We start from the raw sequence: 12,555 nt of genomic DNA, 5'->3' as shown, positions 1-12,555 counted from the left end.
ACGCCCCCCGTGGCCTACAACCTTGCGGACCTCTTCGAGCATTCCGTCGACGCGATGCCGGAACGGGTGGCGCTGATCTGCGGCGCCCGTCGCGTCACCTACCGCGAACTGGAGGACCGCGCCAACAGGCTGGCCCACCACTTCCTGGAAGTCGGGCTGACCGTCGATTCGCACATCGGCGTGCACCTGCACAACTCCATCGAGACCATGGAGACATTGCTCGCGGCGTACAAGATTCGTGCGGTCCCGGTCAACATCAACTACCGCTACACCAGCGACGAACTCGCCTACGTCTACGGCAACGCGGAACTCGACGCCGTGGTCCACCATCGGATCTACTCGCCGCGCATCGCGGAAGTCCTGCCCTCGCTGCCGCGGATCCGGCATACCGTCGTCGTCGAGGACGATCTCGGCGGCGCCGGTGTGCCCAGCGACTCGGTGCCGTACGAGGAGGCGCTGTCCGGCAGTGGCGACCGGGACTTCGGCGAACGCAGCTCCGAAGACCTGTTCATCATGTACACCGGCGGCACCACCGGACGTCCCAAGGGTGTGGTGTGGACGCACGAGGCGATCTGGCGCGTCCTCGCGGGCGGTCTCGACTTCTACACCGGTGACGCGATCGACGACGAGTACCAGCAGTCACGGGTCGGGTCGCAGGGGGAGCCGACCCTGTGGTTCGCGTTGCCGCCGTTGATCCACGCGGCCGCGATGATGCCGACGTTCACCGCGCTGTTCAGCGGGAACACCGTGCTGCTGGAATCGAAGTTCGACGCCGAGCGGACGTGGGAGCTCGTCGAACGGCACAAGGTGCAGATCCTGATCATCACCGGCGACGCGATGGGACGGCCGCTGATCGAGGCGCATCAGCCGTCGCGCACCGACACGTCGAGTCTGGGGGTGGTGGCATCCGGGGCCGCGCTGTTCTCGCCGGTGATCAAGGACGCCTTCCTGGACGCGTTCCCGGGCCTTCTGGTGTCCGATTCGATCGGTGCGTCGGAAACGGGCTTCGGCGGAATCGGTTTCGCGACCAAGGGGGAGAAGCAGGTGGGTGGGCCCCGGGTGCCTGCCGGACGGTACGCCCTGGTGATCGACGAGAACGACGTTCCTGTCGAGCCGGGGTCGGGGAAGGACGGCTGGTTCGCGAAGGGCGGGTACGTCCCGCTGGGCTACTACAACGACCCGGAGAAGACGCGGGAGATCTTCCGGGAGGTCGACGGGCGACCGGTCGTCGTCACCGGCGACCGCGCGCGGATCGAGGCCGACGGATCGATCACCCTGCTCGGCCGCGGCAACATGGTGATCAACACCGGCGGCGAGAAGGTGTTCGCCGAGGAGGTCGAGAGCGCGGTGAAGGCGTACCGCGACGTCTACGACGCCATCGTCGTCGGCGTCCCCGACGAACGGTGGGGGCACCGGGTCTCGGCGGTGGTGCAGGCGCGCGACGGGCGGGGCGTCGACTTCGCCGGACTCGAGGAACACGTGCGGCAGAGCCTGGCCGGCTACAAGATTCCGCGCCTGGTGTGGGTGGAAGACACCGTCCAGCGCACCCCGAGCGGCAAGCCCGACTACCGCTGGGCCCAGGGCCTCACCACACAGCGCGACCCCGACCACCGCACGTGAGTGGCGAAGCGTGCGGGAGCACGCTTCGCCACTCACGTGTGGGTCAGGCGGGAGCGCGGACGACCAGGACAGTTCCCGGGAACTCCGCGGCGAGTTCCTGACGGCTGTGCTTCACGGCCGCGGTGCCGTAGCCCTTCTTCCGGGCGTCGGGGGAGATCCAGATGGCGACGTCGACCTCGCGTCCCGACAGCTCGCCGAACACCATGCCGACGGCCGTGTTCTCCGCGGTGTCCTCACACACGAACCACGCGGCGGACTCGTCGTCGACACGGGTCAGGCCTTCGGTGCGTTCCTTCTCGACCCGCTCCTCGGACCACTGCGTGCCCGCGTCGTCGACCTGCTCGACGCAGCGGCGCCGGAACAGGTCGGCGTCTTCCTCGGTCTCGGTGAACGGACGGAGGCGGAAGTTCCGCCCGGTGCTCGCCGGCCGGTCCGTCGACGTCCACTCGAGTGTGGCGTCGAGGTCCTTCAGTTCCGTCTGGATGCGGAGCCGTTCGACCTTGGTGAGACGGCGGAACGTCAGGTTGAGGACGGCTTCCGCGTACGCCTCGGACGTGTCGAGGAGTCCGGCGACGGTGGTGAGGGCCTCGGCGTGGTCCTCACTGTCGACAATGGCGTCGAGAACCTCGTGGCGCTGCTCGAGTGCACGCAGCAGGACCGCGGTGAGCTCTCGACGGTCGTGGATCCGATCTTGAACCTGTGTACTCATGTCTGCAATTCCTCGCCCTCGGCCGTCGTACAAGTCCGTACGCGTCAATACTGCAAGAAGTCCTCCGACATGGCACCCGTTACCCGGCGGTACATACACGCGCTATCGGGGGTCGCAGACCACGACGGGGATCGTGCGGTCGGTCCAGGCCTGGTAATTGTCGAAATCCGGATACATGTCGACGAGCCGCGGCCACAGGCGCGCACGTTCCTCGGGATCCGCCACGTGGGCGGTCATCGGCCGCACCCGCGACTTCACCTGGACGGTCACCTCCGAATTCGCGCGCAGGTTGAGGTACCACATCGGGTGCTTCGGGAGGCCGCCCTGCGAGGCGACGAGGATGATGCGGTCGCCGTCCTCGAGGAAGAGCAGCGGGCTGATCCTCGGCTCGCCGCTCTTCCGTCCGGTGGTGGTGAGCAGGCAGACGGGCAACCCGCGGGGAAAGGCACTACCCACCCGCCACTTGCTGCCCAGTCGCCCGCCCGTCCGCCGGTACAGCAGGACGTTGATCTTCGACATCCACTTGATGAAGGAGACCGTCCACTTCGAGTCGAGGCCGGGCGGTCGGGCGGCGGCGGGTGCGTTCATCGGCAGATCCTAGATCCGCTCGATGATGGTGCCGGTGGCGAGCGCGCCGCCGGCACACATCGTGATCAGTGCCGTCGACCCGTCGGTGCGCTCGAGTTCGTGCAGCGCGGTGGTGATGAGTCGAGACCCGGTGCTGCCCACGGGATGTCCGAGTGCGAGCGCACCGCCGTTGACGTTGACCCTGTCCATGTCGGGCTCGTGCACCGACGCCCACGACAGCAGGACCGACGCGAACGCCTCGTTCACCTCGAACAGGTCGAGGTCGCCGATCTTCATGCCGCTGCGTTCGAGGACGCGCGCCGTGGCCTGGACGGGTCCGTCGAGGTGGAATTCGGGTTCGGAGCCGACGAGTGCCTGGGAGATGATGCGGGCCCGGGGCTTCAGACCGAGGGTGCGCGCCCTGGATTCGTCCATCAGCATGACGGCGGCGGCGCCGTCGGAGATCTGCGAGGACGTGCCCGCCGTGTGGATGCCGCCCTCGAGAACGGGCTTCAGCTTGGCGAGCGACTCGGCGGTGGTATCGCGCAGACCCTGATCCCGGGTCACCACCCGGGTCTCCCCGGTGAGGTGGCCTTCCTTGTCCACCACGGGTGCGGTCACCTGCAGCACTTCTCGGTCGAAACGCCCTTCGTCCCACGCCTGCTTGGCGCGTGCCTGCGAACGGACTCCGAGCGCCTCGACGTCGGCGCGGGTGATTCCGCGGCGACGGGCGATGCGTTCGGCGGCCTCGAACTGGTTGGGCATGTCGATGTCCCAGTCTGCGGGTCTGCGCGGGCCGGCGTTCTCGCCGACGTTCGCGCCGAGCGGCACCTGGCTCATCGCTTCGATGCCGCAGGCGATTCCGACATCGATCGCGTCCGTGGCGATCAGGCCCGCGATCAGGTGGTTGGCCTGCTGGGCGGAGCCGCACTGGCAGTCGATCGTGGTGGCGCCGACCTGCCAGGGCAGTCCGGCGTGCAGCCACGCGGTCCGGGTGATGTTGTTCGACTGCGCACCGGCCTGGGTGACGCAACCACCGATCACCTGCTCCACCAGTTCGGGGTCGATGCCGGAGCGGTCGAGGATGCCCCGCTGAGCGGCGCCGAGGATCTCGGCGGCGTGCAATCCGGACAGCCAGCCACCGCGCTTTCCGATCGGGGTGCGTACTGCCTCGACGATTACTGGTGTGCCCACGGTGGGCTCCTTTCCTTGTCCTCAGAAAATAGAACAGGTTCTGCTATCCAGGCAAGGTCTGTATGAGCTTTCCTTTGCTAGTCGCCCGGCTTGTGCTTCAATGCTAGTAGAACGTGTTCCACATCACGGAGTGGTGTATGGCTTAGGGCAGGAGACAGCAGTGGCGCAGCCCAATCTTCCAGAGGGTTTCGACTTCACCGACCCGGACATCTACGCAGAGCGCATCCCGTACCAGGAATTCGCCGAACTGCGGAAGACTGCCCCGATCTGGTGGAACCCGCAGCCGCCGGAGATCGGTGGCTTCCACGACGACGGCTACTGGGTCGTCAGCAAGCTCGAGGACGTCAAGGAGGTGTCGCGGCGCAGCGACGTCTTCTCCACACACGAGAACACCGCGATCGTGCGCTTCGCCGACGACATTCCGCGCGAGAACATCGAGATGCAGCGCTTCATCCTCATCAACAAGGACGCACCCGAGCACACCAAGCTCCGCAAACTCGTCTCCCGCGGATTCACACCCCGCGCGATCAACAGCCTGCGCGAAGAACTCACCGAGCGCGCCGAGAAGATCGTGAAGGAGGCCGCCGAATCGGGTGCCGGCGACTTCGTCACCCAGGTGGCGTGTGAGCTTCCGCTGCAGGCGATCGCCGAACTGCTCGGTGTGCCGCAGGAGGATCGCCTGAAGGTCTTCGACTGGTCGAATCAGATGACGGGCTACGACGACCCGGAACTGGACATCGACCCGCAGGCTGCGTCGATGGAGATCCTCGGCTACGCGTACCAGATGGCGGACGAGCGCAAGAAGTGCCCCGCCGACGACATCGTCACGACGCTGATCGAAGCGGACATCGATGGAAATGAGCTGTCTCCCGAGGAATTCGGATTCTTCGTGATCCTGCTGGCGGTTGCCGGCAACGAGACCACGCGCAATGCCATCACACACGGCATGATGGCGTTCCTGGACCATCCCGATCAGTGGGAGCTCTACAAGAAGGAGCGCCCCAAGACGGCGGCGGACGAGATCGTCCGGTGGGCGACCCCGGTCAACTCGTTCCAGCGCACCGCACTGGAAGACACCGAACTCGGCGGAGTGCAGGTCAAGAAGGGGCAGCGAGTCGTAATGCTCTACGGCTCGGCGAATTTCGACGAGGACGCGTTCGAGAACCCGGAGAAGTTCGACATCATGCGGGAGAACAACCCGCACGTCGGATTCGGTGGAACGGGCGCCCACTTCTGCCTCGGCGCCAACCTGGCGCGACTCGAGATCGACCTGATCTTCAACGCGATTGCGGATCACCTGCCCGATATCACCAAGCTGGGAGATCCGCGGCGGTTGCGCTCGGGCTGGCTCAACGGTATCAAGGAGTTTCAGGTCGATTACAAGACTGCGTCAGGCGGTTGCCCGGTCAGACACTGACCCCCTGATTCAGCGGCGTCGGAGGGCACCCTCATCCTCTCCGACGCCGCTGTTCTCTTCCGCCGACGTGGTGTCCGAGGGAATGTGGGAGCCACCATGACTGTGCAGTCCATCGTGGATGACGCGGGTGCCGTCTTCTCGGCACCGGGAGACCCGACCGTCACCGCCGCCCTCGGCGCATTCCTCCGTCGCCTGGACTCCGCGCCCCGCCTTCTCGGGTTCGGCGAGCCCATGCACGGGGAGGAGAGTTTTCTGCAGCTCCGCAATCAGATGTTCCGGTTCCTCGTCGAACACGAGGGCTATCGCTCCATCGCGCTCGAAAGCAGTTGCCTGAAGGGGATACTCGTCGACTCGTTCGTGAGGGGTGGGGACCGCCTGCCGCTCGACGACGTCATGGAGCACGGTTTCAGCCACGGCTTCGGTGAGTCCCCGGCGAACCGCGATCTGATCCTGTGGATGGCCGAATACAACCGTCGACGCGAACCGGACGAGCAACTCCGATTCTTCGGATTCGACGGCCCCATCGAGATGACGTCCGCGGACAGCCCGAGGCAGGCCCTGACCTTCCTCGACACCTACCTGCGGACCCACCTCGGCGAGGAGGACCTGCCCTGCACTCCGGACAGGATCTCCGCACTGATCGGCGACGACGACCGCTGGAGCAACCCGGCCGTCGCGATGGACCCGACCCAGGCCGTCGGTGCCACCCCCGAGGCCGTCGAGTTGCGTCTCATCGCCGACGACCTGATGACGCTTCTCGCGTCGCAGGCGCCTCACCTCCTCGCCGAAGGCACGCGGGACGAATTGTGGGAGGCCGAGCTGCACGGTCGCATCGCCACCCGCCTGCTCAGCTATCACGCAGGAATGGGGGAGAACTCTCCACGCCGCATCGCCCGGCTCCTGGGAATCCGCGACACTCTGATGGCGGACAACCTGTCCGCGCTCGTGCAGAGGGAGGCCGATCGAGGCCCGACGTTCGTCTTCGCCCACAACGGCCACCTGCTGAAAGGTGAAACCCACTGGGATCTCGCCGGACTGCATCTGCACTGGTGGTGCGCCGGCGCCCACCTGGGTGTGCGGCTCGGCGACGCCTACGCGGTCATCGGTGGGGCCGTCGGGCAGGCGCCCGGCCACGGCATCGGACAACCGCCACCCGACACCGTCGAGGGCCGGCTCTTCGCCGTCGGGGAGAGCTGTCTCGTGCCGGCCGCGCCGGTGGCGCGCAGGACAGGAGACGTGGAGAAGCGTGCCGACCCGTCGGACAACTCCACGTATTTCCCACTGGAGCCCGCCGGCCTCGGCGAACTCGACGCGATCCTGTTCCTCCGGCACATCGACGCCGCCGGCACGTGAGCCGGGCGCTCAGACCTTGCGCAGTGTCTTCATCGCCCGCTCGACCTCCCAGAAGGCCCGCAGGGACGTGATCTTGCCGTCCTCGTTCACGCGGTAGACGAACACGCCCTCGGCGTCGATCCGAGATCCCGCCACCGTGGACCGGATGGTCCCGATGTTCACGTTCTCGTTCCCGCACACCAGTGAATCGGTGATGAGGAACTCGAGCGATTCGGTGGTCGCGATCGTCATGTCGTAGAACCGCGAGATCGCGTCGAGGCCGTGGTGACCCTTGCCTTCGGGGTCGAAACCCGAAGGGCCGACCGGGTCTTCGACGCACGCGTCCTCGGCGAACAGGGCCAGCCACTCGTCCTTGCGCCTGCCGCTGGCCGCCTCGCGGGAAGCCTGCCCGGCGAGGCGGGCAGGATGATCCGTCGTCGTCATGTCCACACCCCTATCCGATGTACTGGTCGGCGAACTTGCGCAACGATTCCTGCTTGGCGTCGAGCGGTCCGTCGAAGCCGATGCCGTCGAAAACCCACGGGACGACGATCGTGTCGGTCACTCCGGCATCTTCCAATTCGGCGTAGCCGTCCTTGCCGAAACGGTCGATGCACACGGTCTGGATCTCGTAGGGCAGATCGGCTCGGCCGTACTCCTCCCGGAGTTCCCGCAATCGCGCGATGACCTGAACGAGATCGTCGAACTTGATCATCGCGGACGTCCAGCCGTCGCCCACCCGGGCGGCGCGTCGCAGCGCGACGTCGGTGTGTCCGCCGACGTAGAACGGCACCGGCTTCGTCGGCGCCGGGCTCATCTGTAGCCGGTCGAAGTCGAAGAATTCGCCGTGGTACTCGACCATGCCGCCGCCGAGGATCAGCTTGATGACGTCGATCATCTCGTCGACGCGCGCACCGCGCTTCTTGTACGGCACGCCGCACCATTCGAACTCCTCCGGTGCCCAGCCGATCCCGACGCCGAACCCGAAACGGTTGCCGATGAGGTTGGCGACGGAACCCACCTGGCGGGCGAGAAGGACCGGGTTGCGGGATCCCAGTTTGAGGACCTGGGTGTAGAACTCGATCTTCGACGTCACCGCGCCCATGGCGGCCGCCGCGATCAGCGGATCCACCCACGGGGTTTCCTCGTTCCACATCCGCGAGCCGTCCGGTGTGTACGGGTAGTCGGCGCTCTGCTTCTCCATGAAGAACAGTGAGTCAGGGAGGGCGATGGACCAGAACCCGCACTCCTCGGCTGTTTTCGCCAGAGCAGGCAGTTGGTCGAGGGGATTCATGGCGATGCCGACGGTGAACTTCATGGTGATGTCCCGCTCCTAATTGTTCGGCCGGTCGGAACCGACCACCCACATCGAGAAGTACTGCGAACCGCCGCCGTAGGCGTGGCCGAGTGCCTTGCGCGCGTCCTTCACCTGATGGTCGCCGGCGCGGTGCATGACCTGCATCGCCGACTCGGCGAACCGGATCATGCCCGAGGCGCCGATGGGATTGGACGACAGGACGCCGCCGGACGCGTTGAGCGGAAGCCGGCCGCCGATCGCGGTCTCGCCCGCCTCGGTGAGTTTCCAGCCCTCACCCTCGGAGACGAAGCCCAGATTCTCGAGCCACATCGGTTCGAACCAGGAGAAGGGGACGTAGATTTCGGCCACGTCGATCTCGTCGAGCGGGTCCTTGATGCCCGCGGCCTTCCACAGCGCGGCCGCGGCGTCCCGGCCGGCCTGCGGATTCACCTGGTCTCGTCCCGCGAACGTGGTGGGCTCGGTGCGCATCGCGGTGGCGTGGATCCAGGCCACCTCACGACCGTCCGCAATGACCTGCTCGGCCGCCTCCTCGTTGCCGATCACCATCGCGCAGGCGCCGTCCGATGACGGACACGTCTCGTCGTAGCGAATGGGATCCCACAGCATCTGAGAGGCCTGTACGGATTCGAGCGTGATGTCGGGTTGCTTGAGGTGGGCGTACGGGTTGAGGCTGCCGTTCAGCCGGTCCTTCACCGCCACCATCGCGCCGATGTGATCGGGTGCGCCCGACCGCCGGATGTACGAGCGGACGTGCGGGGCGAAGTAGCCGCCCGCGCCCGCACCGACCGGCATGTGGAACGGAATGGGGGTGGACAGCGCCCACATGGCGTTCGACTCGGACTGCTTCTCCCACGCCACCGTCAGTACCCGCTTGTGCACCCCCGACTTCACGAGGCTCGACGCCACCACCGCGGTCGAACCGCCGACCGAGCCTGCGGTGTGCACACGCAGGAGTGGTTTGCCGTTGGCGCCCAGCGCGTCCGACATCGCAAGCTCCGGCATCATCGACCCCTCGAAGAGGTCGGGGGCCTTCCCGATCACGACCGCATCGATGTCGTCCCAGCCCACCCGGGCGTCTTCCATCGCGCGGTCGATCGCCTCGCGAACCAGCCCCGCCATGGACACGTCGTGCCGCTTCGCGACGTAATGCGTCTGACCGGTGCCGAGCACCGCGGCCAATTGATTCGCCATCAGTTGCGTCCCTCCAAGACTGCGACCAGATTCTGTTGCAGCACAGCACCACTCGTAGCGTGCGCCAGTGTGCGCCCGGCGTTGCCGTCTATGATGGCCTTCGCTGCGTAACCTATGCGTTCCAGACCCGCCGAGAACATCGGGTTCCCGCTCAGCGGGCCGCCCGACGGGTTGATCGCCGTCGCATCGGACAGTCCGATGGCCTCGCGGAGGATCAGTTCCTGATGGGTGAACGGTCCGTGCAGTTCGGCTACGTCGATTCCGCCGACGTCCCCTCCGGTGGCGGCGCGGGCGGACGCCGTCGTCGACGGTGAGACCGTCAGGTCGCGGGCGCCGAAGTTCGGGGAATCGATCCGATGCTCGATCCCGGTGATCCACGCAGGCCGCTCGCACAGCTCACGGGCACGATCGCCGGCGGCGAGCACGACAGCGGCGGCGCCGTCCGTGATCGGTGCGCAGTCGTGGGCGCGCAACGGGTCCGCGACGAACGGACTGGCGAGCAGCGCGTTGATGTCGACGTGCCCCGACAGCTGGGTGTTCGGATTGCTCTCCGCCGCGGCCCGGCTGCGCGCGGCCACGGCCGCCATCTCCTCGGCCGTCCACTTTCCGGCGTCGAGTCCGAGGCGGGCCTGCAGTCCGGCGAGCGACACGGAGTCGAGGGCGAGCGGGGTGACCAGGTAGGGGTCGAGTTGCATCGACAGGATCTTGCGGAGGTTGCCCGCCGACGACTTCCCGAAGCCGTATACGAGGGCGGTGTCGACCTCGCCGGTCATGATCTTGATCCAGGCCTCGTAGAACGCCCACGCCGCATCCATCTCGACGTGCGACTCGTTGATCGGCGGAACCGCACCGATCGAGTCGACGGCGGAGATGAAGGAGAACGAACGGCCGGCCAGGTAGTCCGAAGACCCGGAACACCAGAAGCCGATGTCGGACTTGGTGATTCCGAGCTCCTCGTACAGCTGCTGGAAGCAGGGAACCAGCATCTCGACGCCGTTGGTGGTGCCGGTGGTCTCGCGCACGTGTGGTGCGTGCGCGAACCCGACGACTGCGATATCTGTCATTGTGCCGCGCCCTTACAGGTGGTGTTTGTAGGTGTCGTACTCGGCGTCGGGCTCGCCCGTCGGCCTGAAGTACTCGATGTTCTCGAGGGTGTAGCCCCACTCCTCGCGCGGCTTCCATTTGGCCTCCACGCGCATGCCCATCCGCACGTCGGCGGCGTCGCAGTCGAGGATCAGGTGCAGGAACGCGATGTCCGCGCCGTCGAGCAGCACGTAGGCGGCGACGTACGGCGGCTTGATCCGCTGTCCGAGGAAGGGGACATTCACGATGCAGAACGTGGTGACGATGCCCCTGTCCGGCAGTTCCACCTGCTCCTTCGTCGGGATGCCGTCGGTGGGGTTGGCGCTGCGCGGCGGGATGTACACCTTGCCGTCCGGTCCGGTGCGGCCACCGATCAGCTTGCCCGCCTTCAACCCTCGGAGGTAGTAGCTCTCCTCGGCGGAGGCGGAGTGCATGTAGTCGAGATCGATCGGCGTCGTGACCATCGTGACCGGTTCGGACTCCGCGGACGGGCCGGGTTCGCCGGTCGACTCCCCGGGTTCGAAGCACACGATGTCCTGGATGCGCCCGACCCGCTCCTGCGCCCACCGTGCCCGGACCCGCATACCGGTGCTCATCCCGGCGGGGGAGCCGACGTCCACGGCGTGCACCAGGGACGTGTCGGCGCCGTCCAGCGTGATCAGCGCCCACGCGAAGGGGGTGGTGAGTGGCTGTCCGGCAATCGGTTCCGGCATCCACGTCCAGCTCACCACGGTCCCGGCGTCGGAAACCCCGACGAAGTCGGTGAGAGGTTCGGCGGTGTTCGGATCGAATTCGGGCGGCGGGACGTAGACGCGTCCGTCCGAGCCGCGGGCGCCGATGACCTTGCGGTCGCGCAGCGCGGTCACGAAGGCTCCGATGGTCGGACCCACCGATCGGGTGTAGTCGAATTGAAGTTTCAGCGGGGCGCTCAACGGTTCGTTCGAGAATTTTTCGGCCACCGCGCTCTTTCCCATGCTCACAACTTCGAGTAGAACAGGTTCTAGTGTTTGTGGCAAGGGTCACTTCTGACGACGGTCGATGCGGAGGCACACGATGAAGCTCGGGTTGCAACTGGGATACTGGGGCGCACAGCCGCCGGCGAAGGTCCCGGCGTTGATCGCCGCGGCCGAAGCCGAGGGATTCGACGCCGTCTTCGCCGCCGAATCCTGGGGTTCCGACGCCTTCACCCCCCTCGCCTGGTGGGGTTCGAGCACCGAACGCGTCCGGCTGGGCACGTCCGTCGTCCAGATCTCCGCGCGCACACCCACCAGCACCGCCATGCACGCACTCACCCTCGACCACCTCAGCGGCGGCCGGGCGATTCTCGGGCTCGGCGTGTCCGGGCCGCAGGTCGTCGAAGGGTGGTACGGGCAGCCGTTCACGAAACCGCTCGCCCGCACCCGCGAATACGTCTCCATCATCCGGAAAGTCCTGTCGCGGGAGGAACCCGTCACCAGCGACGGCCCGCACTTCCCGCTGCCGTACACCGGGCCCGGCAGCACCGGCCTCGGGAAACCGCTCAAGCCGATCACCCACCCCCTGCGCGCCGACATCCCCATCTGGCTCGGCGCCGAAGGTCCGAAGAACGTCGCGCTCACCGCCGAGATCGCCGACGGCTGGCTCGCCATCTACTACTCGCCCCGCCTCGCACCCATGTACAACGAATGGCTCGACGAGGGTTTCGCCCGCCCCGGCGCCCGGCGCAGCCGCGAAGACTTCGAAGTCGCGGCCACCTGTCAGGTGATCGTCACCGACGACCGCACCACCGCCATCGCCGGCCTCAAACCGATCACCGCCCTGTACGTCGGCGGCATGGGTGCCCCCGAACTCAACTTCCACGCCCAGGTCTACACCCGCATGGGCTACGGCGAACAGGTCGAGGAAATCGGGCGCCTGTTCCGCGCAGGCCGCAAGGACGAAGCCGCCGCCGTCGTCCCCGACGAGATGGTCACCGAGACCATGATCATCGGCAACGTCGACGAAGTCCACGCCGACGTCAAACGCTGGGCCGACGCCGGCGTCACGATGCTCCTCGTCTCCTGCCGCGACGCCGACCACGTCCGCGAACTGTCCGCGGCGGTCCTCGGCTGACCTCCCCCGCCGCCGGCTCCCCCCGCTCCCGTC

Annotated in this window: 12 protein-coding genes; 4 read left to right on the top strand and 8 right to left on the bottom strand. The window is 66.8% G+C overall.

Translation table 11 applies throughout. The annotated features are described in order from the left end of the window. The first annotated feature begins 9 nt into the window (after positions 1-9). Entirely contained in the window at positions 10-1,620 is a 1,611-nt protein-coding gene (locus tag G9373_RS21310) for an acyl-CoA synthetase (protein WP_120659724.1), read from the top strand. A gap of 43 nt (positions 1,621-1,663) precedes the next feature. Here G9373_RS21310 and G9373_RS21305 read toward each other — a convergent pair whose 3' ends face one another. The 3 genes from G9373_RS21305 to G9373_RS21295 all read right to left on the bottom strand — a co-directional run bounded on the left by G9373_RS21305 (position 1,664) and on the right by G9373_RS21295 (position 4,090). Further along, positions 1,664-2,329, bottom strand: a complete 666-nt coding sequence (locus G9373_RS21305) for a GNAT family N-acetyltransferase (RefSeq protein WP_054245854.1) — start codon at positions 2,327-2,329, stop codon at positions 1,664-1,666. Positions 2,330-2,431: 102 nt separating this feature from the next. Beyond that, positions 2,432-2,917 carry a nitroreductase family deazaflavin-dependent oxidoreductase gene (locus G9373_RS21300; RefSeq protein ID WP_005563771.1) on the bottom strand — a complete coding sequence of 162 codons (486 nt, stop codon included), beginning with the start codon at positions 2,915-2,917 and terminating at the stop codon, positions 2,432-2,434. A 9-nt stretch (positions 2,918-2,926) separates the two neighbouring features. Then, a complete protein-coding gene (locus G9373_RS21295; protein WP_005563772.1) occupies positions 2,927-4,090 on the bottom strand; it encodes a steroid 3-ketoacyl-CoA thiolase in 1,164 nt (387 codons plus the stop codon). Positions 4,091-4,250: 160 nt separating this feature from the next. Here G9373_RS21295 and G9373_RS21290 point away from each other — a divergent pair, with 160 nt between their 5' ends. Together G9373_RS21290 and G9373_RS21285 are read left to right on the top strand one after the other, a co-directional pair. After that, complete coding sequence (locus G9373_RS21290) at positions 4,251-5,507, top strand: cytochrome P450 (RefSeq protein ID WP_005262914.1); 1,257 nt, start codon at positions 4,251-4,253, stop codon at positions 5,505-5,507. Between the two features lie 96 nt (positions 5,508-5,603). Next, positions 5,604-6,860, top strand: a complete 1,257-nt coding sequence (locus tag G9373_RS21285; RefSeq protein ID WP_133986078.1) for an erythromycin esterase family protein — start codon at positions 5,604-5,606, stop codon at positions 6,858-6,860. Between the two features lie 9 nt (positions 6,861-6,869). On the opposite strand, the gene G9373_RS21280 is transcribed toward G9373_RS21285, so the two are convergent. The 5 genes from G9373_RS21280 to G9373_RS21260 are packed head-to-tail and all read right to left on the bottom strand — an operon-like array spanning position 6,870 to position 11,405. After that, the gene (locus G9373_RS21280) at positions 6,870-7,283 is read right to left on the bottom strand and encodes a nuclear transport factor 2 family protein (RefSeq protein ID WP_005262911.1); all 414 of its coding nucleotides are present in this window, start codon (positions 7,281-7,283) and stop codon (positions 6,870-6,872) included. Between the two features lie 10 nt (positions 7,284-7,293). Next, on the bottom strand, positions 7,294-8,157 hold the full coding sequence (locus G9373_RS21275; RefSeq protein ID WP_120659723.1) for a TIGR03619 family F420-dependent LLM class oxidoreductase: 864 nt from the start codon (positions 8,155-8,157) through the stop codon (positions 7,294-7,296). 15 nt (positions 8,158-8,172) lie between these two features. Beyond that, a complete protein-coding gene (locus tag G9373_RS21270; protein ID WP_120659722.1) occupies positions 8,173-9,348 on the bottom strand; it encodes a thiolase domain-containing protein in 1,176 nt (391 codons plus the stop codon). After that, on the bottom strand, positions 9,348-10,412 hold the full coding sequence (locus tag G9373_RS21265; RefSeq protein WP_133986079.1) for a thiolase domain-containing protein: 1,065 nt from the start codon (positions 10,410-10,412) through the stop codon (positions 9,348-9,350). The genes G9373_RS21270 and G9373_RS21265 overlap by 1 nt, the downstream gene beginning before the upstream one ends. Positions 10,413-10,424: 12 nt before the next feature. Continuing rightward, on the bottom strand, positions 10,425-11,405 hold the full coding sequence (locus G9373_RS21260) for an OB-fold nucleic acid binding domain-containing protein (protein ID WP_043788334.1): 981 nt from the start codon (positions 11,403-11,405) through the stop codon (positions 10,425-10,427). A 79-nt stretch (positions 11,406-11,484) separates the two neighbouring features. Between G9373_RS21260 and G9373_RS21255 the strand changes: the two genes are divergently transcribed. Further along, the gene (locus tag G9373_RS21255; RefSeq protein ID WP_133986080.1) at positions 11,485-12,522 is read left to right on the top strand and encodes an LLM class F420-dependent oxidoreductase; all 1,038 of its coding nucleotides are present in this window, start codon (positions 11,485-11,487) and stop codon (positions 12,520-12,522) included. Positions 12,523-12,555 lie beyond the last annotated feature (33 nt).

Source organism: Rhodococcus sp. A14 (assembly GCF_011603105.1).
Lineage (GTDB): Bacteria > Actinomycetota > Actinomycetes > Mycobacteriales > Mycobacteriaceae > Rhodococcus_F > Rhodococcus_F opacus.
Note: the sequence above shows the minus strand (reverse complement) of the source record. Positions and strands in the feature narration are given on the sequence as shown.